Source organism: Actinacidiphila rubida (genome assembly GCF_900110255.1).
In the GTDB taxonomy this organism is placed as follows: Bacteria; Actinomycetota; Actinomycetes; order Streptomycetales; family Streptomycetaceae; genus Actinacidiphila; species Actinacidiphila rubida.
The window spans coordinates 11,414-31,618 of sequence record NZ_FODD01000031.1; the positions used below are offsets into that span (position 1 = coordinate 11,414).

Consider the following 20,205-nt stretch of genomic DNA (forward strand, 5'->3'; position numbering starts at 1 on the left):
CGCGCGGAGAGGGTGCGTTCCGCGCGGGGGCCGGCTGGGGAGCGTCAGGACTTGGGCTGCGTCAGGTCGTAGACCGTGGTGGAGCCGACCGTCTTGGCGGTGAAGTGGGCCTCCACCCAGGTGGAGATCTGCGACGCGGTGCCGGAGCCGCCCATGCCGCCACCGCCGCCGAAGCCGCCACCACCGATGAAGTAGTGGATGCGCCCGTCGGCGACGTACTTCTGGAACTGCGCCAACGTCGGCGACGGGTCGCTGCCGTTGAAGCCGCCGATCGACATCACCGGCTTCTGCGTGGCGAGTTGGTAGCTCGCCTGGTTCTGCGAGCCGATCGCCGCGGCCACCCAGGTGTACGTGTCCGCGTCGGCCTTGAGCAGCGCCGACATCTGCGAGCTGACCTTGGCTCCGTCGAGGAGCCCGCCCATCCCGCCGCCACCGCCACCGCCGAAGCGGCCCTGGCCCTGGGCCCCGTTGCCCTGACTGTTGCCCTGACTGTTGCCCTGGCCCGTGCCGGTGCCGCCGCCGGGCATCCCGGGGAAGCCGTTCTGACCGTTCTGACCGCCCTGGGGAGCCTGGCCCGTCGTGCCACCGGGCATCCCGCCGCCGGGGAACTGCGGCATCCCCCGGCCGGCGGTGCCGCCGTTGCCGAACCCGCGGCCGCCGCCCGGGAACCCGCGGCCGCCGCCCGGCATCCGGCCGCCCCCGCCGGGGAATCCACCGCCCCGGACCGAGGGGCCCGCGGTGACGATGGAGCCGGTGTGGCCGGTCGTGACGGTGTCGAGGGTGTAGGCGACGGGCCCGCCGAGCGCCGCGGCCAGACCGACGACGGCGCCGACCGTGCCGACGCGCGCCAGGGTGCGCCCGGGCCGGGACGCGAGGACCAGTCCGAGCGCCGCGGCGATGCCCGCGACGACGACGGCGGTGCGCAGCCACGGGTGCCAGCCGGAGGAGCGGCCGAGCAGGTCCGCCGACCACAGGCTGGTGCCCAGGACGCCCACCGCGAGCGTCGCGGCCGCGGCGACGTGCCCGCGCCGCTGCCACAGCATGCTCGCGCCCATGCCGACGAGCGCGGCGATGTAGGGAGCCAGCCCGATGTTGTAGTACTGGTGGAAGATCCCGGACATGAAGCTGAACGTCGCGAAGGTCATCAGCAGGGCGCCGCCCCAGACCAGGAACGCGGCCCGCGCGGTGTCCGCGCGGCGGGCCTGCCGGGTCAGGACCAGGCCGGCTACCAGGGCGAGGAACGCCGCGGGCAGCAGCCAGGCGATCTGGCCGCCCATGTCGGCCTCGAAGAGCCGGCCGATGCCGGTCTGCCCCCACTGGCCGCCGCCACCGCCGGGGGCGCCACCGCCGCCGACGCTGCCGGTCTCGTTGCCGGTGATGCGGCCGAAGCCGTTGTAGCCGAAGGTCAGGCCCAGGAAGCTGTTGTCCTGCGAGCCGCCGATGTACGGACGGGACGACGCGGGCCACAGCTCGACGATCGTCACCCACCAGCCGCCGGCGAGCACCATCGCCAGCCCGGCGTAGAGGAGCTGGAGCAGGCGGCGGCGCAGCGGGGTGGGCGCGCACACCGCGTAGACCACGGCGAGCGGCGGCAGGATCAGCCACGCCTGCAGGGTCTTGGTGAGGAACGCGAGGCCGAACACCACGCCGGCCAGCACCAGCCAGCGGGTGCGGGCGCCCTCCAGGGCGCGCAGCACGCAGTAGACGGCGGTGACCATCAGGAGCGCGAGCAGCGCGTCGGGGTTGTTGAAGCGGAACATCAGGGCGGCGACCGGGGTGACCGCGAGGACGGCCCCGGCGAGCAGGCCCGCGCCTGCGCTGAACCTGCGGCGGACCGCGGCGTAGAGCACGCCGACGGTGGCGACGCCCATCAGCGCCTCGGGCACCAGGATCTGCCAGGAGCCGAGCCCGAACAGCCGGACCGACAGGGCCATCGGCCACAGCGCGGCCGGCGGCTTGTCGACGGTGATGGCGTTCGCCGCGTCGGAGGAACCGAAGAAGAACGCCTTCCAGCTCTGGCTGCCGGCCTGGACGGCCGCGGAGTAGAAGGAGTTGGCGTAGCCGGACGCGCTCAGGTCCCACAGGTACAGGACGAGGGTGCCCAGCAGCAGGCCCAGGAACGCGGGCCGCGCCCACGCCGGGTCCTCGGGGCGTCCGCGCCACAGGCGGGCCGCGCGCGAGTCGGGCCGCCCGGGTGCGGTCTCGTCCGCCACCGGGGTGTGGAACGCCTCGGCGGGCAGGTAGGCGGGGGGCTGGGTGCTGCCCGGCGGGTAGGCGGGGGCCGGGGTGCCGGCCGGAGGATACGCGGGAGGCGGGGTGTTGCTCGGCGCGGTCATCGCGCACTCCTCGGTTCGGGGGCGGTGTCGTGGGGGGCCGCGGGCGTCCGCTCGGGGAATACCCAGGCGCGGAAGAGCAGGAAGCGCAGGACGGTCGCCGCGAGGTTGGCGGCGATCAGCGCGGCCAGCTCGGTGCCGTGTCCGGGCTGGGGGCTCGCCGCGTGGACGGCGGCCAGCGAGCCGCTGGTCAGCGCCAGGCCGATGGCGAACACCACCAGGCCCTGCGCCTGGTGGCGCACCGCACGGTCGCGGCCGCGCACGCCGAAGGTCAGCCGCCGGTTGGCCGCGGTGTTGCCGAGCGCGGACAGCAGCAGGGCGAGGGCGTTGGCCGGCTGGGCGCCCATACCGAGCCGGAACACGACGTACAGCGCGAGGTAGACCAGGGTGCTGAGGGCACCGACCACGCAGAAGCCGACGAGCTGGCGGGCCAGTCCGGGTGGCACGTCGGCCAGGTCGCGGTCCCGCGGGTCGTCGCCGAACGGCCGGCGCAGCCGGTCCAGGGCGAGCCGGCCGGTGGCCAGCGCACGGCCGACCCGCCACACGCCGCGCAGGTCGTCGGTCGCGGTGCGGACGATGTCGACGCTGCTGTCGGGGTCGTCGACCCAGTCGACGGGCACCTCGTGGATACGCAGCCCGGCACGTTCGGCGACCACCAGCATCTCGGTGTCGAAGAACCAGCCGGTGTCCTCGACCATCGGCAGCAGACGCTGCGCCACGTCGCCCCTGATCGCCTTGAAGCCGCACTGCGCGTCGGAGAAGCGCGCGGCGAGCGAGCCGCGCAGGATCAGGTTGTAGGTGCGGGAGATGAACTCCCGCTTCGCGCCGCGCACCACGCGTGAGGAGCGGGCCAGGCGGGACCCGATCGCCAGGTCGGAGTGGCCGGAGATCAGCGGGGCGACCAGCGGCAGCAGCGCGTTCAGGTCGGTGGACAGGTCGACGTCCATGTAGGCCAGCACGGGCGCGTCGGACGCCGTCCACACCGTGCGCAGCGCGCGGCCGCGGCCCTTCTGCTCCAGCCGGAAGTAGTCGACCTCCGGGAGTTCGGCGGCCAGTGATCGGGCCACCGCGGGCGTGAGGTCGGTGCTGGCGTTGTCCGCGACGGTGATGCGGAACGGGTAGGGGAAGGTGCCGGACAGGTGCGCGTGCAGGCGGCGCACGCACGGCTCGAGGTCGTCCTCCTCGTTGTACACGGGGATGACGACGTCGAGCACGGGTGCGCCGGCCGCTTGGTCAGGGGCTGCGCCCGTGACCGGCAGATGCCGCCGGGCGGGCAGGGTGCCGAGTGGGGTTCGCATGGTTCGACACTCGACAACCGCGCTGTCATGACGATGTGGCGAACCTTGGCACGGGCTGTGAGTGCGCGGGCGGAAGGGTGACGCTGAACACGGTGCGGCCCGGGGCGCTGTCCACGGTCACGCTGCCGCCGTGCGCGGCCACCACCGACTGCACGATGGCCAGGCCGAGCCCGGTGCTTCCGGCGTTGCGCGAACGGGACGCGTCACCGCGGGCGAACCGCTCGAAGACCCGCCGCCGCAGGTCGTCGGGGATGCCGGGGCCGTCGTCCTCGACCTGGAGCAGCACCCCGCCGCGGTGCGGCCTGGCGACCCGTGCGGTCACCGTGGTCCCCGGCGGCGTGTGGGTGCGGGCGTTGGCCAGCAGATTCGTCAGCACCTGGTGCAGGCGCTGGGCGTCGCCGTGCACGCACGCCGGCTGGTCGGGCAGGTCGAGCCGCCAGTGGTGGTCATGGCCGGCGGCCCGCGCGTCGCTGACCGCGTCGACGACGAGCGGCGACAGGTCGGTCTGGGCGAGGCTGAGCGGGCGGCCGGCGTCCAGCCGGGCGAGCAGCAGCAGGTCCTCGACGAGTGTCGTCATGCGGTCGGCCTCGGACTCGATGCGGCCGAGCGCGTGCCGGGTGTCGGGGCCCGTGGACTCCCTTCCGCGACGGGGGAGTTCGGCGTAGCCGCGGATCGACGCCAGCGGGGTGCGCAGCTCGTGGCTGGCGTCGGCGACGAACTGCCGAACCCGCGTCTCGCTCTCCTGGCGCGCGTGCAGCGCCGAACCCACGTGTCCGAGCATGCGGTTGAGGGCCGCGCCGACCTGGCCGACCTCGGTGCGCGGGTCGGCGTCGGCGTCGGGAACCCGTTCGTGCAGCACCACCTCACCGCTGTGCAGGGGCAGTTCGGACACGCGGGTGGCGGTCGCGGCGAGCCGCCGCAGCGGCTCCAGGGCGATCCGCATGAGGGCCGCCCCGGCCAGTCCGGCGGCGACCAGGCCCGCGGCGGCCACCGACACCTCCACCCACAGCAGGGTGGACAGGGTGTCCTCGACACCGGCGGTGTTCATGCCGACGAGCACGGTGCTGCCGTCGGCGTCCGGCGACGCCGACTCCACCCGGTACGTGCCGAGGCCCGTTATGTGCAGCGTGTGCGGCCTGCCGTCCCGCGGCACGGACGCGAAGGACCGGGCCTGCGCGGACGTCAGGGCCTTCGGGGCGAGCTGCCCGGTCGTGCTGCTGGCCGCGCTGACCGCGGCCCCGGTGATGGTGCCGTCCGCGGTGACGAGGGCGCCGACCGTCTCGCCCTCCTGGCCGCCACCGGCGAGGAACGCGAACTGGAGGGCCGGCGGGCGGTCGGGCTCGCGCCCCAACGGCCCCCCGGGGTCCGGGTGGTGCGGCCCCGAACGCATCGCGACGTCCTGGACCTTGGCGTCCAGCTGCCCGTACAGGAAGTCGTGCAGCGCGAAGATCGTCACCGAGCCGATCACCGCGCACACCACGGCGACCAGCGCCACGCACGACGCGACCAGGCGGCGGCGCAGCGACCAGCGGCGCCGGAGCACAGGCCGCGCCGCGGTCACGCAGGCTCTCCGGGCTTGATCAGGTAGCCGGCGCCGCGCCGGGTGTGGATCATCGGGGCGCGTCCGGCGTCGATCTTGCGCCGCAGGTAGGAGATGTACAGCTCGACCACGTTGGCCTGCCCGCCGAAGTCGTACGACCACACGCGGTCCAGTATCTGCGCCTTGCTGAGCACCCGGCGCGGGTTGCGCATCAGGTACCGCAGCAGCTCGAACTCGGTCGCGGTCAGGTGGATGTTGTCGCCGCCGCGGCTGACCTCGTGGCTGTCCTCGTTGAGCACCAGGTCACCGACGGCGAGCAGCGACTCGTTGCGCACGGCGGCCGCGCCGGAGCGGCGCAGCAGGCCGCGCAGCCGGGCCACGACCTCCTCCAGGCTGAACGGCTTCGTGACGTAGTCGTCGCCGCCCGCGGTCAGGCCCGCGATGCGGTCCTCGACGGCGTCCTTCGCGGTCAGGAACAGCACCGGCACGTCCGGGGTCTCCCGGCGCAGCTTGGCCAGCACCTCCAGGCCGTCCATGTCCGGCAGCATCACGTCGAGCACGACCGCGTCGGGCCGCGAGTCGCGGGCGGCGCGCAGCGCGCTGGCGCCGTCGCACTCGGTGCGCACCTGCCAGCCCTCGTAGCGCAGCGCCATCGACAGAAGGTCGGCCAGCGGGGCCTCGTCGTCGACGACCAGCACCCGCACGGGGGAGCCGTCGGGCCGGGCGAGTTCGCCGGCGGGGGCCGGAACGGCCGCGGTCTCGGCGGGCGCCGCCGAGGTGGTGGGAGTCAGCGGGGAGGTGGTTGCCATGGCGACAGCCTGTGCGCCGGCTATGAAAGGAGTCTTGGCCGTTTCTGTGAAACGTCTGAGAATCCGGTCGGGATCCACGCGGGGAGACCGCGGGGAGACCGGACCGGTCGCGGGAAGACCGGCCGCGGGGTGCCCCGTGGCGGTCCGCCGCCCGCCGTCCGGCGATCGGAACCGGTCACAGCCGATCGGCTCGGATCGCGGGCGGGGAAGAACCGGTCGGCGGCACCCGCGGGGCGTCACCCGGGCGTACGTTCGTGGCCATGGCTGAGGGAGCCGGCGCCTTCGGGGGCGCCGGCGGAGCACGGACGCCCCGGACGGTCGCCGTCGAGCGGCTCGGCCCGGGCGATCACGCCTGCCTGCCCTTCGACCGGTCCGAGGGGCGCTGGGCGCTGCGGGCCGCCTTCGCCGCCGCGGGCCTGGCCCGCGGGGAGCGCGTCCTGCTGTTCCCCGGCGCCGGCACGGACGTCTCCCGAACCCTGGAACGGCTCGACGCGCACGGCGTGCCCGCCCTCCAGGCCGCGGCGGACGGCCGTCTGGACATCGTCCGCACCACTCCCGGCTGCGACCCCGTGCGCGGCTTCGACCCCGTGGCCCGCACCGACTACTGGGCGAACGCCGCCGACGACGCCAGGACCCGCGGCTTCACCGGGCTGCGTGCGGCCGGCGACATGGCCTGCGTGGCCGAGGCGGGGGCGGACGCCGCCGCGCTGACCTCCTATGAGCTGGGCCTGACCCCGCTGCTCGCCAAGCTCGGCTTCACCGGGCTGTGCGAGTACGACCGGCACGCGTTTCCCCCGGATGTGCTGGACGCCGTCGTCGGGGCGCACCCGCTGACCGTGGTGCCCGCGCCCGGCACGCTCCACGCGACACGCGACGGCGCGGTGCTGCGGCTGGCCGGCGACGCGGACCTCGCGACCCGCACCGCGTTCGAACTCGCCGTCCGCGAGCCCGGGTTGACCGCCATCGATCTGACGGGGCTGGCGTTCCTCGACGCGCACTGCGCGCGCGAGCTGGTGCGGCTGGGGGCCGCGGCGAGCGCGTTCGACGCGGCCGCCGGGTCCGGCGGCGCGGGCGTGGCCCTGGAGTGCACGCCGGCCCAGGCCCGGCTGCTGCGCCTGTGCGGGATGCGGCAGCCGGGGCATCTGGTCGTCCGCGGCGAGGGATAGCCGCGGCGGGGGCGGGAGTTGGGGCGGTGGCGGGTCGGGGCCGGACGCCTGACCGCTGAGTGCCTACCCGGCCTGCCCGGCGCCCTGCTCGCGCTGCTCCTCCGCCAGGAGCTGGAACGCGACCGCGCCGTCCAGCGACTCGCGGATGATGTCCGCGTGCCCGGCGTGCCTGGCCTGCTCCTCGACGAGGTGCAGCAGGATCCAACGGGCGCTGCGCTCAGCGTCCTTGGGGAACCACGGCGCCTCCGGCAGCGGCACGACGACCTCCAGGTCCGGCAGCCCCGCGACGGTCTCCTCGGTCTCCCGCGCCACCGCCGCGAACTCCGCGAGGACGCCGGCGAGCGTCTCCCCCGGCAGCAGCCGGAACTCGTCCTCCCAACTCCCGGCCTTCTCCTCCGTGTCCGGCTCCTCCGAGTCCCGCTCCGGGCCGCGCCGCATGAGCACGTCCTGCACCCAGTGCCGCTCCATGTGCGCCGCGTGCTTCACCAGCCCGCCCAGCGACATCGCGCTGACGCTGGGAGTCGCCGCCGCCTGCTCGTCGCTCAGGCCCCGCACCGCCCGCCGCAGCCCCCCGCGCTGCGCCTCCAGGAACGCCAGCAGTGCTTCCCGTTCGCCCTCCACACCGTCCACCAGACTCGGCACGACGCCCGCCTTTCCCTCTTCCACCACCAGCGAGCCCCTCGGCCCGCCCGACACCACCCAAGCTAGGGCCCCATGCGGTCACCCCCTGTCCGCAACCCGCCACCCACCCGCGCCCGGCACGGCACGGCACGGCACGGCCGAGCTGATCCGGCCCTCCTGTGCGCAGGCTCAGGGCAGCCGGAGGGTGATGTACGGGACGGTGTCGCCGTCGAGGAGGTAGCGCTCGACCTCCACGAAGCCCTGGGCGAGGGCGAAGTGGAGGCCGTCGGGGTTGGACTCCAGCACCACCGTCTCGACCGCGCCCGCGCCGAGGGCGCGCGCCCGGGCCAGCCCGTGCTCGTACAGCCGCGTGCCGAGCCCCTGGCGGCGGTGCTCGGGCAGCACGCGGGCGATGACCGTCGCCGTCGCGTCCTCGCCCTCCGGCGGCCGCACCGTCATGCAGCCGACCAGCACGTCGCCGGTGTGGGCCACGTCGAGGACGTTGCGCGTGGCACGCTCGCGGATGTCGTCCAGGGACAGCACGTGCGTCGGGATGATCGTGTTGTGGACGTGCTGCCAGTCGCGGAGCAGGGCGTCGCCGTCCGCGCGGGCGATACGGAGGTCGGGCATGCGGCAAGGAAATCGGCGGGCCGCGCGCGGCGTCAACGCAATAACGTCCGGACGTCGCGCGCCCGGACCCGCCGCCGGGCCGCGCCGGGCCGGCCGCCCTATCCTGCCCGCATGATCAATGGCGCGCACGTCATCGTCCACAGCCGCGACGCGGAGGCCGACCGGGCCTTCTTCCGGGACGTCCTGGAGTACCCGCACGTCGACGCGGGCCACGGCTGGCTGATCTTCAAACTCCCCCCGGCCGAGGCCGCCGTCCACCCCACCGACGGCCCCGAGTCGCACGAACTGTTCCTGATGTGCGACGACGTCGAGCAGACCGTTCGCGAACTGACCGCCCGCGGCGTCGAGTTCACCGAACCCCTCACCGAGGCACGCTGGGGCCGCCTCACCCGCCTCCGCCTCCCCGGCGGCTCGCCCCTCGGGCTCTACCAACCCCACCACCCCCGCGCCACCGAACTCCCCTGACGGGGAGGACGGTCGCCGTCGCCGTCGAGGTCACCGTCGCCGTCACCGGATCGTGGGATCGACGGGCGGAGTGCGGCGGCGAGAGCGCCTGCCGCCGGCACCCGCGCCGGGGGACGTCAGGTACCTGAGCCGCGCCAGGAGTTCCGGATCGCCCGGATCGACGGTGACGAGCGGTCCGGCAGGCCAGACCGGTCGGCCGCCGGACCACGGCACCACGGTGTCAGGCCGGCCCTGGTCGCTGTGCAGCTCGACCTCGCCGACCGGCGCGGCCGGGATGCCGTACCGGCGCCCGCCGGTCCGCACGCGCGACGACAGCGGCAGCGTCGCCTGGGGCAGGTCGTCGCCGTCGCCGCCCAGCGGGAACAGCAGCATCCACAGGGCTCCCGTGCGGGTGTCCCGCACAGCCACGTAGCGGCGGATCTCCGCGAACGGCGACCGCGCGGCGCGCGCCAGCTCCGCGGCGCCCCGCACCTCCGCGCAGACCAGCTGAACGCTCAGCACGCCCACCACGACCGTCAGCACCACGGGCCACACCTCCCGCACCGAGGTCCGGGTGGACGTCGCCACGGAGACGGCGATCAGGAGCAGCATGACGAGCCCGGGCAGGACTTCCGAGAACCTGCGCAGGGCCCGCACCCGCCACCACGGCACCTCGCGCACGTCGTGGTCGGCCGGCGGCGTGCGGGCGTCCCACCCCGCCGCGGTCCACTGCGCGCGGGCGGCCGCCGCGAGGGCCGCGTAGCCGGGCACGTCGAGGGCGTCCGGCAGCCCGTCGGACCCGGCCCCGGGCAGGCCGCCGCGAGGGGACGGGGCCCCCGGGCCGACCGCACCCCCGGCCACGGCGCGGCCGGCGACGAAGCGGCGCGGGAAACGGCGCCGGAAGCGGCGGTAGAAGGCCGCGGCCGCCACACCGGCCAGCAGGACCGCACCTGCCACGGCCACCCAGGCCGCGGCCACGAACAGCGGGTCGTCCCCGGTCGTCGCGTCGTACAGCTGCCCGCGCACTGGCCATCCCGAGACGCCTTCGGTGACGACGTCCCCGGCGCGGAGCTGGTGGTCCCACTCGGTGAGCGGGCAGTCCATCGGGCCGCGCCGCTCCCTGTGGCTCCACGGATCCGTCCATCCGACCCGGCAGTGCCCGCGGCCGTCCGCGCTCACCACGGTGACGTTCACCTGCCGGGACTCCCGGTCGGCGATCACCGTCCCGGCCGACCCGGCACCCAGCAGCACGATCGCCGCGACCGTCCACGGCACCAGACCCCGCAGCACCCGCGGACGCACCCGCGGCCCAGCACCAGGCATTCCGCCACCCCCTCGACGCGGCAGGGCCGTCGGCCCCGCACGCCGCCACCCATGGTGCGACCGGCCGCCGTCCCCTGGAAGGGGTGAACTCGGCAGCGAAACGGAGGGTCGGACTGCGCGTCCTTCGCACTCCGGGCGGTGGGACGCCGGCTCCCGCCGCTACGACCGCGCTGCCGCCCCCTGCGTGCCGGCGCGGGCCGTCCGGCCGAGCGGGAGGCCGGCGGGTCCGGACGGCCGCGGTGTCAGCCGCAGGTGCAGTGCGGCCAAGAGGACGCAGAGGCAGGCCATGACGGACCACAGCGCCGTCGTGCCCGCGTGGGCGAGGAGCTGGGTGCCGAGGATGGGGGCGAGGGTCGCCGCGATCCCCCAACTGGTCCCGAAGACGGCCAGATAGCGGCCGCTCCCGCCACGTGGCGCGAGGTCGGTGACGAGCGCGTAGACGCGGCCCATGATCAGCAGGTCGCCGAGACTCCAGACGGCGGCCGAGGCGAGCAGCGCGGGCAGCGTGCGGGCCAGGGCGTAGCCCACCAGCCCCGCCGCCAGGAGGAGATGGGCGAAGGCGAGCGCGACGGGCGTCGTGAGCCGGCTCGTCCAGGCCAGCCGGGCCAGGGGCTGGGCGAGCACGGTCGTGGCCGCGGCCGCGGTGAACAGCAGGCCGGCGTCGGCGCCGGGCAGGCCCCGCCGCGCCAGCGCCAGGGGCAGCGCGATCACGGTCTGCTGGTTGATCAGGGCGTAGGCGGTGCCGGTGGCCAGCACGGTCAGCAGCGCACGGTCCCGCAGCGGTCGTACCGCGCTGCGGCCCCGGTCGTCCCGGTCGTCGCGTTCACCCTGGTCGCCCCGGTCCGGTGCGGGCCGTGGCGCCGGACGGTCGCGGGGAAGGGCCAGCCGGACCAGCAGCGCGCACACCAGGCACGTGGCGGCGTCGGTGACGAAGAGCCAGCGCAGGTCCCAGCGCCCGAGGAGCGCGGCGAGCAGCCCCGCGCCCATGCCGCCGGCCGCGAGCGCGGCGCTCAACAGACTGAACGCGCGCACCCGTTGCCGCTCCGGCACGGACTCGCCGATGATCGCCTGGCTGGGCGGCTCGTAAAGCTCGAAGGCCAGCCCCAGCAGAACCGCCGCCACGACGGTCCAGGCCAGCGACGTGGACGCCGCGATGGCCAGCTGCGCGACGGCGCACCCGCAGAGTCCCAGCACGATGGTCGTGCGCCCGCCGATCCGGTCGGCCAACCCGCCCCCGGCCAGCCGCGAGGGGATGGTCGCGAGCCCGAAGGCGGCGCTCACCAGCCCCGCGGTGGTCAGGCTCACGTCGTGGTCGGCGCAGATCAGGGCGGTGAGGAAGGGGAGCGAGAAGGCTCCGAGCTGGTTGACCACCCGGGCGAGCAGGAGCAGGCGGACGGTGCGGGGCAGCGGTTCGGAGCGCGGCACGGCGCCTCCCACCTTCCATCACTGGTGAATCATCTATTGTCAGTGACGGGTACGGTAGGCAAGCGAAGGGTAACTGGTCAAGTGTTGTTCGACAGTCACATGCGTGCGCTCCTCGAAGCCTCGGTCGCGCTGGTGAACGCGCTGACCGACGGTCAGGCACGCGGCCGTCCCTACCTCGCCCCCGAGGGGGCCGAACGCGTCGAGGCGGTCCGCGCGGCACTGTCCACCGGGGCCGACCTGGGGCTCGGCGAGGCCGACCATCTGGCCGGCACCGCCCGCGTCCTGCGCACCGTGTTCGAGGCCGCGGCCGCCGACCGCCTCGACGACGCGGCCCCCGCCCTCAACGCGCTCCTGCGCGCGAGCGGCGCCCGCCCCCAACTCGACCGCGCTCCCGGCCAGCCGTGGCAGGTCCACTTCCATGGCGCCGACGACTCCTACGCCGTCGGCTGGAGTGCCGGCTGCGCCACCGGCCTGGCCATGGCCCTCGGCGGCGACTACGCGGGCCGCCTCGGGGTCTGCGCGGCCCCGCGCTGCGACCGGGTCTACGTGGACACGTCCCGCAACGCCGGCCGCCAGTTCTGCTCGACGGCCTGCCAGAACCGTGTCAAGGCAGCGGTGTTCCGGGCACGACGGGCGGGCGACGACGCATGAGCCCCCGCTCGCACATGGGAGCACCGGAGCTCATCCGGGCCCGACGGCGAGGTGCCTAACCGTCCCGCTTCGGGCGGACGTTCTTCCGGGTGAGGCCGCCGACGGCTTGGGCCGCCGCGCCGCACACGACGAGGATGCCGCCCGCGGTCGCCATCGCCAACCCCGTGTGCGCGGACCACCCGAGCAGCTTCGGCAGCCCGTCGAGGGCGAGCCCGCAGCCCACCGCGACACCGCCCCAGCCCGCCACGAGCGGATGCCGGTACTGCGCCGACCGCCACCCGTTCAGGACCAGAACCCCCAGCACGATGACGCACACCGCACTGCCGACGATGATCCACGCCGTCATGGCACCCTCCCCGGGGGGAGCCTAGACCCCGGCACCGGACCGGGTGTGGGGGGTCTCGCGGACTGCCCACCGGGTGTCCGCCTGGCCTGGAGCGGTGAAGGTCCTGGAAGGGTCAGGGGGTGGGTTGCGGCTTCGGGAGGGAGAGCTCTATCAGGAGCCGGGCGGCATCGAGGGCGTCCTGGCGGGGGCGGGAGCTGTCCAGAGAGGTTGACATAGCAGTGGCGCCTTCGAGCAGGACGGCCAACTGACGGCCCAGTCGCTCCGGGTCCGCGGCACCTGCCTGAGCGGCGATGTCCGTGAGCTGCCGGATGATGCCCTCCTTGTTACCTTGAACAAGTGCCCGTATGTCGGGCATCTGTCCCGCCGCTTCGACCGCGGCATTGTGGAGCGGGCAGCCGCGATTGCTCGGACCCCCCGCGGGCCCCGAGGACGCCTCGGCGACCATGGTGAACAACGCCAGCAGCTGATCCCGGGGAGTGAGCCCCTCGCGCGTCAGTTTCTGTTCGATCCGCCGCGCCAGCCCGGCCTCGTAGCCGCGCAGATACTCCTCCACCAGCGCCGTCTTCGTCGGAAAGTGCTGGTAGAAGGTCCGGGTGGAAACCCCGGCGGTCTCCACCAGGCGGGCGACACCCGTGGCGTGAATGCCCTCTTCGTAGAAGAGCGTCGCGGCCGCCTGCAGGATGCGCTCACGCGCTCCCCGGCCTCCACGGCGCTGCCCACCCGATGTGCTCCGCGTCTCCATACAAGAAGTATAGCGATCACTTTACTTTGGCGGGGCGTTCAATTACGTTCGATGGAAAGCGATCGCTTTACTTGAGCGGGGCTGCCCCCGGAGCCCCATGGCAGCCCGGCGTCGAGCCGAAATGCCGCCGAAGCGACGCGCCCACAGCCAGATCACCCATGCGCGGAAGGCCATGACCATGCGAGCGATCCAGTACGACCGGTTCGGTGACTACGACGTGCTGCACCTGACCGACACCCCCAAGCCCGCACCCCACGGTGGCCAGGTTCTGGTACGGCTGACGGTCGCCGGCACCCATCCGCTGGACAACACCGTGCGGTCGGGCGAGCTGCCCCCCGGGGTGGTCAAGCCCTTCCCGCTCACGCCGGGAAGCGTCGGCGTGGGAACGGTCGAGGACCCGGGTGACTCCGGGCTGGCGGCAGGCACCAGGGTCATGATCAGCGGAGGCCGCTACGGCATCGACGCCGACGGCACCTGGGCCGAATACATCGTGACCGACCGATCCCACCTGCTGCCGGTGATCAACGAAGTCGATGACACGGCCGCCGCGGCGCTGTCAGCCGGCGCCGGCTACCTCACTGCCTACCTCGCCCTCACCGAGCTGGCCGGGTTCGAGGCGGGCCAGCGCGTGCTCGCCCCCGGAAGCGGCGGCGCGGTGGGCCAGGGCGGCGTCGAGATCGCCCGGCACCTCGGCGCGTCCGTCGCCATCACCACCGCCACCAGCACGGCCAAGGCCGAACTGGGCCGGGCGGCGGGATACGACGTCATCGACCTCACCCGCGAGTCGCTGAAGGACGGTGTCGCACGGCTCACCGACGGAAAGGGCGTCGACGTCGTCCTCGACGGCGTCGCCGGGCCGATCACCGGCCAGGCGCTGGGCGCTCTCTCCAGGGGCGGAACCCTGGTCAGCATCGGCTACTCGGCGGGCATGCACGCAGACATCAACGTCACGGACCTGATCTGGAAAGCGGCTCACGTACACGGCTTCCAGTTCGCCCTGTTCACGCAGGAACAGATCGACCGCACCAACGCCACACTGCTGGACCTGGTCGCCCGCAAGGAGATCACGCCTCTCGTCGACCGCGTCTTCCCCCTCGAGCAGGCCGCGCAGGCACAGCGGCACCTCATCGAGGGCGGTCCCTTCGGCCGGGTGCTCCTCAGCCTGTAGTGCCGGGACGCGGCTGCCCTGAACTGCGCCTCGAGGCGCCGCGGATGACACGGGCTCACCAGGAGGGCGCCCGGAAGGCGGCCGGGAAGCTCCGGCCGGGCGCTCCTGGGCTGACCGTCACCACGAGGCCGTGGCCGCCACCAGCTGAGGCAGGTTGGCACGGAAACGCGAGAGGCCCCCGGATGATCTCCCGGGGCCTCTGGCTTGTTGTGCACTCGGCAGGATTCGAACCTGCAACCTTCTGATCCGTAGTCAGATGCTCTATCCGTTGAGCTACGAGTGCGGGGCTTGCGATCCGGCCTGGCGGGCCGGGGCGGCGTTGCGTGGACAACATTACATGAGGTGGCGCGGGAGGCGAAATCGATATGACCCGGGTGGGATGACCTGGGGAAACGGGGGGTGGGGCGGGAACGGCAGGAGCCCCGCCGACGGGGTCGGGCGGGGCTCCGGGTGGGTGGCGGAGGCGGAGGGATTTGAACCCTCGATGGACGGTAAAGCCCAAACCGCATTAGCAGTGCGGCGCCATAGACCGGACTAGGCGACGCCTCCAGGCACGTACCCGCGTGAGCGGGCGCGTGGAGAATGATGGCACAGCCGGGAGGGCCGCGACCAATTCGAGAATACGGTACAAGGCCGGGCCTGGGCAGGGCAAAGGGGTTCGCGCGGGGCGGCGGGTCCGGCGCGCCCACGATGGGAGGAGTGAGGGGTTCCGGCCGTCTTGGGCGGTAAGGAGACGGAATGACCCGTATCCCGGCCCGCACCTCCGCCGCAGCCCGCACCTCCGCTGCCGCCCGCACCGCGCCCCGCGCGGCCCTCGCCCTCGGCCTCGCCGCCGCCGCGGCGCTCACCGCCGTCCTCGTCGCGGCCACCGCCCCGCTCGCCGCGCCGTCCGCGCAGGCCATGGGGCTGCCCCGGATGGTCCCCGACCGGCTGACCGTCAGGTACGACGACGGCGCCGGGCACAGCCGCACGTACAGCCTCACCTGCACGCGGTTCAGCGGCGGGTCGGGGTGCTTGCAACTGGAGAGGATGGGCGGGCCGGTGCCGGCCGTGCCCGCGGGGCAGGCCTGCCCGATGATCTACGGCGGCCCGGAGCGGGCGGACGTGGCGGGCACGTGGGACGGCCGGCCGGTCGACGAGAGCTACCGCAGGACGAACGGCTGCGAGGTGTCCCGCTGGAGCCGCATGGTTCCCGCACTGCCCGCGCCGGGCCCGGCGACCACGCCTGGACCGCTCGCCGGCTGAACGCGGCCGGACGCGGCCGGACGACGGCATCACACGCCCGCGCGACAGCGCGCGATGCGGCGCAATGCGCGGCGCGCGACGGTGCGCAACGCCGCGCGCCGCGGAACCGGACCGCTCTCCCGCGCGTCGTTGGTGACGGACGCCACACCCGTCGCGTACAACCCTCAACCCCCGGGTCCACACAGCCACATGGGTATCCGAGGCACCGAGGTGAGACCCGACACGTACACTCGGTCTAGTGACATGACCCGGGGGCAACGGCAAGATGGGGCGCCCGTGACGACAGTCGACCGCGCCGTGTGAGTCATCCCAGAGGGACGCGTGCGCGGGCGCGCTCCGGCAGCGCGGTTGCAGTACATGCGGTTACAAGGAGGACGCGTCTCGTGAGCAGCAGGCCATCGAGAGGCGCTGCTCGCCTCGCCTCGATACTCGACGCCCTCCCCGACGCGCTGCTGATCGTCAACGCCAACGGCACCGTGGTCAACGCCAACGCGATCGCGCTGGAGACGTTCGAGACGCCGGGCACGGCGCTGGTGGGGCGGGGCCTGCTCGACCTCCTGCCGGAATTCGACCCCAAGCGCATCCCCGGGTCGATGCGCTCCCCGCGCGAGGCGCAGGACGACACCCGCACCAAGCCCACCCGGATGACCGCCCGCCGCACGGACGGCACCGAGTTCCCGGTCCAGGTGACCAGCGCCAACCTGGAGGACGGCCGCACCCCGTTCGCCGACTACGGCGACGGCGTGCCCCACTACACCGGCGACGAGCTGCTGATGCTCGTGGTCCGCGACCTGTCGGGGACGGTCGACACCGAGGCCGAACTCGCCCGCCAGCAGCGGCAGACCGAGATGATCCTGCGGGCGGCCGCGGAGGGCGTCGTCGGCGTCGACACGGCCGGCAAGATCGTGCTCGTCAACCCGTCGGCCGCGCAGATCCTCGGGTACCGCGCCACCGATCTCGGCGGCAAGGAGCTGCACCCGCTGGTGCACCACTCCCGGGTCGACGGCTCGGCGCTGGCCTACGAGGAGACGCCCCTCGCCGACACCCTGCGCTCCGGCCGCAAGCACCGGGTCCGCGGCCAGGTGCTGTGGCGCAAGGACGGACGGCCGGTGCCGGTGGACCTGACGACGGCTCCGGTGCGCGACGGCGACCAGCTCGTCGGCGCCGTGATGACGTTCACCGACCGCACGCCGTACGACACGCTGGCCGCCCGCGCGGACCAGCTGCAGGCACTGCTGGACACCTCGCTGCGCGCCCCGCTGGCCGAGCTGCGCGGCGAACTCACCGGCCTGGCGGCCGACCCGGCCGGGCAGCTGTGGCCCGAGGCCAACCAGATCCTGCACCACCTGTCCGCCGGCTACGCCCGGATCACCACCCTCATCGACAACGTGCTCGCCTTCCAGCGCCTGGACCGCGGCGAGGACAAGCTGCGGCGCGAGCCCGTCGGCCTCGACGACGTGGTGGGCGCGGCCGTCGAGGGCGCGATCGAGCTGATCGGGCCCGGCCGGGCCCAGTACGCGGTGCACGCCCCGCAGATGCAGGCGTCCGTGGACGGCGAGCGGATGGCCCAGGCGCTGGCGCACCTGATCGCCGACGTCGCGGGTGTCGACTCCGCCGGCAACGCGATCGCGCTCGGCGGCGACTCGACGATCGTCGTCGCGGCAGCGCGGCGCGGCGACAGCGTCCGCATCGACGTGCGCGGGCCGAGCGCGGGCGGCGACCCGGTCCATCTGCCGCTCGCCCGCGGGATCGTGGAGGCGCACGGCGGCGTGCTGCAGACGCACGAGGTGCCCGGGCAGGGCAGCGCGTACGTGCTGGAGGTGCCGGTGGGCGCGGGCGGCGACGCCGCGGGCCCGGAGAAGAGCGAGGCCGCGGGTTCCGGCTCCCCGGACGGTTCGGGCGCTCCGCGGCCGCGGAGCGGCGGCGCGCACGGCCGCCGGGCCGCCCAGGGTGCCCAGGGCGCCGGCGGCAGGGACGACGCGGCGGGGCCGTCGGGCACCGCCCCGGCCGGCCCCCGCGGCGGCGGCGCGGGAGCGGGCGAAGGCCCCCGGGCCGACGGCGCGGACGCGGGCCCCGGTCCCCGGCCCGTCGCCGAGATCGAGCCGCGGACACCGCAGCCCCGCAACCCCGCGGACGACACCGGCACCATGGTGGCCCCCTGGGCCATCCCGGCGGCCGCCGACCAGAGCGAGGCCCCCACGGGCCGCCGCCGCGCGCTGCGCCGCCCGATCGGCCGCGACGGCAACGGCGGCACGGCGCCCACCGGCAACGCGGCCGACGCCACGGGCGCGGCCGGTGCCGCGCAGGACGCGCTCGAGGACCACACCGGGGGCCACAGCGGCGAGCGCGGCACGCCCGTTCAGCCCGCGGAGCAGCAGCCGAGGACCGGACGGCGGCGGGCCCGTCCCGCCCCCGAGGAGGAGGCGCCGCAGCCCGCCGGGAACCGCTTCGAGCTGCCCGCCGCGCCGATCCCCCACGCGCTGCCGCCGGCGGCTCAGGACGCCCGGCCCGAGCAGGGACCGCAGGCCGCGGCCCGCCCGGAGACGCCCGGGCGGGGACGGCAGCACGCCCAGGAGCCGCAGCACCCGCAGGCCGGTCCCGTGCCGCCGACGGGCATGGGACCGGTGGCGGCACCGAACCCGGCGGAGTCCGGCTGGCCGGCCGCGCCCGACCCGAGCCGGCCCGCGCTCCCCTCCGCGAACGCCTGGCCGGCCGCGCCCCAGCCCGCGCTGCCGCCGAGCCCCCAGGAGCACCCGCGGCAGCTGGGCCCGGCGGCCCAGCACCGGCAGGAGCCGGAGGCGGCACAGCCCCACGGACCGCAGCCGCAGGCACCGTCACCGCAGGGCCCGCCGCCCGGACCGCAGCAGCAGGGCCAGGGACGGGCGGCCATCAGCGTCCGCACCCTCGGCCAGGGCATGCCGTTCGGCACCGACCCGCGCACCCAGGCGCCCAGCGGCTCCGGCCGCCGTCGCAGGCTCGGTCCCGAGCAGCAGAACCGGGGCTCGATCCTGCCGCACGTGCCGAGCCAGGTGCACGGACCCGGCGGCGAGACGCAGGCACGGCCGCACCCGGCCGCCGACCCCGACAGCGGGCAGCTGCCCGCGCACACGCCGGACGCACCGGTGCGCGGCGACCGCGAGACCCCGCTGCGGCCCGTGCCCTCCATGCCGTCGGTCCCCGTCGAGGGCGGCCGCTCCTACGCGATCGGCGCGCCCGCCGAGGGCGCCGACGAGGGTCCCGAGCCGCTGGACGGACCCAACGGCGCGGTGGACGTCACCGACGTCGCGGAGGACCGGCACGAGGGCCCGCTCGACGAGCCGCGCCGCCTGCTGGTGTGGCCCGAGCCCGACGTCTCGACGCGGCAGGCGCTGACCGACCGCGGGTACCGGCCGGTGATCGTGCGGTCCCGCGAGGAGGTCGACGCGCAGGTCGCCGAGCCGCCGGCCGCGCTGTTCGTGGACCCGCTGACCGGGCCGATCACGCGCACCGCCCTGCAGTCCCTGCGGCAGGCCGCGGCGGCGGCGGACGTGCCGGTGCTCGTCACGGCCGGCCTCGGCCAGGCCACCCGCGAGGCGGCGTACGGGGCGGACCCCGCGGTCCTGCTCAAGGCCCTGGCCCCGCGCGACAGCGAGCAGCACCCGCCGCGGGTGCTGCTCGTGGAGAGCCACGACCCGATCGCCCAGGCCTTCGCCGCGACCCTCGAACGCCGCGGGATGCACGTCACCCACGCGGACTCCGAGGCCGACGCGATGACCCAGGCCGCGCAGATCCACCCCAACCTCGTGGTGATGGACCTGATGCTGATACGGCGGCGCCGCCAGGGCATCGTGGACTGGCTGCGCGGCCACTCCCGCCTCAACCGCACGCCGCTCGTCGTCTACACCTCGGCGGACATCGACCCCACCGAACTCCCCAGGCTCGCCTCCGGAGAGACGGTCCTCTTCCTCGCGGAACGCTCCACCAGCAACGACGTGCAGTCCCGGATCGTGGATCTGCTGGGCAAGATCGGAGCGTAGGCGCTCCGCTGAGGTTTTTGAGCCGACGGGGTGCCCCCGGGGCTTGCTCGTTGTCCACCTGCCGGTGGGTGGTTCGGCTTCCGGGGTGCCCTGCGCTGCGCGCTGCCGTGTGCCGCGCCGTCGTGGCTTGTCGCGCAGTTCCCCGCGCCCCTGATATTCGTCCCGTCGGTACGGGGGTCGGGGGCGCTCCGGAAGCGTCTCCTCGGAAATGTGCATACGGGTTCGTACGCAGTCTTGCCCGGGGGCCGCGCACATTTCGCTGCGGGGAGCACTTCCTCCCCACCCCCTCCCGCTGATCCACCGTGCGGCGGGGGACATGGGACACGGCCAAGCTCTGTCCTCCCGCAGACGGGGACGGGCCGGAAGGGGACGATCCGGGTGTGTCCCCGCAGAGCTTTGCAAGGCCCCGGCCCACCTCTTCGGAAAAAGCCGCCATGCAAAGCTCGAG

General features: G+C 74.7%; 16 protein-coding genes and 2 tRNA genes. 6 read left to right on the forward strand and 12 right to left on the reverse strand.

Translation table 11 applies throughout. The features are described from left to right. Positions 1–44: 44 nt before the first annotated feature. The 4 genes from BMW99_RS27400 to BMW99_RS27415 are packed head-to-tail and all read right to left on the reverse strand — an operon-like array spanning position 45 to position 5,980. On the reverse strand, positions 45–2,336 hold the full coding sequence (locus BMW99_RS27400) for a mannosyltransferase YkcB-related protein (RefSeq protein ID WP_079176195.1): 2,292 nt from the start codon (positions 2,334–2,336) through the stop codon (positions 45–47). Next, positions 2,333–3,631: a bifunctional glycosyltransferase family 2/GtrA family protein gene (locus tag BMW99_RS27405; RefSeq protein ID WP_075017732.1), complete on the reverse strand. Its 1,299-nt coding sequence runs from the start codon at positions 3,629–3,631 to the stop codon at positions 2,333–2,335. The genes BMW99_RS27400 and BMW99_RS27405 overlap by 4 nt, the downstream gene beginning before the upstream one ends. Before the next feature lie 25 nt (positions 3,632–3,656). Next, on the reverse strand, positions 3,657–5,192 hold the full coding sequence (locus tag BMW99_RS27410) for a HAMP domain-containing sensor histidine kinase (RefSeq protein WP_079176196.1): 1,536 nt from the start codon (positions 5,190–5,192) through the stop codon (positions 3,657–3,659). Continuing rightward, a complete protein-coding gene (locus BMW99_RS27415) occupies positions 5,189–5,980 on the reverse strand; it encodes a response regulator transcription factor (RefSeq protein ID WP_079138394.1) in 792 nt (263 codons plus the stop codon). Before BMW99_RS27415 ends, BMW99_RS27410 begins: the two co-directional genes overlap by 4 nt. Before the next feature lie 260 nt (positions 5,981–6,240). On the opposite strand from BMW99_RS27415, the gene BMW99_RS27420 reads away from it, so the two are divergent. Further along, entirely contained in the window at positions 6,241–7,146 is a 906-nt protein-coding gene (locus tag BMW99_RS27420; RefSeq protein ID WP_075017733.1) for an MEDS domain-containing protein, read from the forward strand. 63 nt (positions 7,147–7,209) lie between these two features. Here the strand turns inward: BMW99_RS27420 and BMW99_RS27425 are convergent, their stop codons facing one another. Both BMW99_RS27425 and BMW99_RS27430 read right to left on the reverse strand, forming a co-directional pair. Then, positions 7,210–7,815 carry a DinB family protein gene (locus BMW99_RS27425; protein WP_245791644.1) on the reverse strand — a complete coding sequence of 202 codons (606 nt, stop codon included), beginning with the start codon at positions 7,813–7,815 and terminating at the stop codon, positions 7,210–7,212. A 141-nt stretch (positions 7,816–7,956) separates the two neighbouring features. Further along, a complete protein-coding gene (locus BMW99_RS27430; RefSeq protein WP_069466959.1) occupies positions 7,957–8,397 on the reverse strand; it encodes a GNAT family N-acetyltransferase in 441 nt (146 codons plus the stop codon). 111 nt (positions 8,398–8,508) lie between these two features. Between BMW99_RS27430 and BMW99_RS27435 the strand changes: the two genes are divergently transcribed. After that, positions 8,509–8,862: a VOC family protein gene (locus BMW99_RS27435; protein ID WP_075017734.1), complete on the forward strand. Its 354-nt coding sequence runs from the start codon at positions 8,509–8,511 to the stop codon at positions 8,860–8,862. A gap of 42 nt (positions 8,863–8,904) precedes the next feature. Here BMW99_RS27435 and BMW99_RS27440 read toward each other — a convergent pair whose 3' ends face one another. Both BMW99_RS27440 and BMW99_RS27445 read right to left on the reverse strand, forming a co-directional pair. Further along, a complete protein-coding gene (locus BMW99_RS27440) occupies positions 8,905–10,164 on the reverse strand; it encodes a hypothetical protein (protein WP_143080572.1) in 1,260 nt (419 codons plus the stop codon). Positions 10,165–10,323: 159 nt separating this feature from the next. Continuing rightward, on the reverse strand, positions 10,324–11,589 hold the full coding sequence (locus tag BMW99_RS27445) for an MFS transporter (RefSeq protein ID WP_069467729.1): 1,266 nt from the start codon (positions 11,587–11,589) through the stop codon (positions 10,324–10,326). Positions 11,590–11,670: 81 nt separating this feature from the next. Here BMW99_RS27445 and BMW99_RS27450 point away from each other — a divergent pair, with 81 nt between their 5' ends. After that, entirely contained in the window at positions 11,671–12,240 is a 570-nt protein-coding gene (locus BMW99_RS27450; protein ID WP_245791645.1) for a CGNR zinc finger domain-containing protein, read from the forward strand. Between the two features lie 55 nt (positions 12,241–12,295). Here the strand turns inward: BMW99_RS27450 and BMW99_RS27455 are convergent, their stop codons facing one another. Then, the gene (locus BMW99_RS27455; RefSeq protein ID WP_075017737.1) at positions 12,296–12,586 is read right to left on the reverse strand and encodes a hypothetical protein; all 291 of its coding nucleotides are present in this window, start codon (positions 12,584–12,586) and stop codon (positions 12,296–12,298) included. Positions 12,587–12,698: 112 nt separating this feature from the next. Further along, positions 12,699–13,328: a TetR/AcrR family transcriptional regulator gene (locus BMW99_RS27460; protein WP_075017738.1), complete on the reverse strand. Its 630-nt coding sequence runs from the start codon at positions 13,326–13,328 to the stop codon at positions 12,699–12,701. Positions 13,329–13,500: 172 nt separating this feature from the next. Between BMW99_RS27460 and BMW99_RS27465 the strand changes: the two genes are divergently transcribed. After that, positions 13,501–14,496 (forward strand): quinone oxidoreductase family protein, encoded by a 996-nt coding sequence (locus BMW99_RS27465; RefSeq protein WP_218108448.1) that lies wholly within the window; start codon positions 13,501–13,503, stop codon positions 14,494–14,496. 210 nt (positions 14,497–14,706) lie between these two features. On the opposite strand, the gene BMW99_RS27470 is transcribed toward BMW99_RS27465, so the two are convergent. After that, positions 14,707–14,779: transfer RNA gene (locus BMW99_RS27470), tRNA-Arg, on the reverse strand. Positions 14,780–14,951: 172 nt separating this feature from the next. Continuing rightward, positions 14,952–15,045 (reverse strand) — tRNA-Ser (locus BMW99_RS27475). Positions 15,046–15,234: 189 nt separating this feature from the next. Here BMW99_RS27475 and BMW99_RS27480 point away from each other — a divergent pair. Then, on the forward strand, positions 15,235–15,741 hold the full coding sequence (locus tag BMW99_RS27480) for a subtilase-type protease inhibitor (protein WP_177226113.1): 507 nt from the start codon (positions 15,235–15,237) through the stop codon (positions 15,739–15,741). A 383-nt stretch (positions 15,742–16,124) separates the two neighbouring features. Then, positions 16,125–19,757, forward strand: a complete 3,633-nt coding sequence (locus tag BMW99_RS27485) for a hybrid sensor histidine kinase/response regulator (RefSeq protein ID WP_075017739.1) — start codon at positions 16,125–16,127, stop codon at positions 19,755–19,757. Positions 19,758–20,205: the final 448 nt, after the last annotated feature.

Bases quoted from the DNA above. Each gene is read 5' to 3' on its own strand.
- BMW99_RS27400 (WP_079176195.1), bottom strand. From the start codon at position 2,336: ATGACCGCGCCGAGCAACACCCCGCCTCCCGCGTATCCTCCGGCCGGC.
- BMW99_RS27405 (WP_075017732.1), bottom strand. From the start codon at position 3,631: ATGCGAACCCCACTCGGCACCCTGCCCGCCCGGCGGCATCTGCCGGTC.
- BMW99_RS27415 (WP_079138394.1), bottom strand. From the start codon at position 5,980: ATGGCAACCACCTCCCCGCTGACTCCCACCACCTCGGCGGCGCCCGCC.
- BMW99_RS27420 (WP_075017733.1), top strand. From the start codon at position 6,241: ATGGCTGAGGGAGCCGGCGCCTTCGGGGGCGCCGGCGGAGCACGGACG.
- BMW99_RS27430 (WP_069466959.1), bottom strand. From the start codon at position 8,397: ATGCCCGACCTCCGTATCGCCCGCGCGGACGGCGACGCCCTGCTCCGC.
- BMW99_RS27435 (WP_075017734.1), top strand. From the start codon at position 8,509: ATGATCAATGGCGCGCACGTCATCGTCCACAGCCGCGACGCGGAGGCC.
- BMW99_RS27440 (WP_143080572.1), bottom strand. From the start codon at position 10,164: ATGCCTGGTGCTGGGCCGCGGGTGCGTCCGCGGGTGCTGCGGGGTCTG.
- BMW99_RS27455 (WP_075017737.1), bottom strand. From the start codon at position 12,586: ATGACGGCGTGGATCATCGTCGGCAGTGCGGTGTGCGTCATCGTGCTG.
- BMW99_RS27460 (WP_075017738.1), bottom strand. From the start codon at position 13,328: ATGGAGACGCGGAGCACATCGGGTGGGCAGCGCCGTGGAGGCCGGGGA.
- BMW99_RS27465 (WP_218108448.1), top strand. From the start codon at position 13,501: ATGACCATGCGAGCGATCCAGTACGACCGGTTCGGTGACTACGACGTG.
- BMW99_RS27480 (WP_177226113.1), top strand. From the start codon at position 15,235: ATGACCCGTATCCCGGCCCGCACCTCCGCCGCAGCCCGCACCTCCGCT.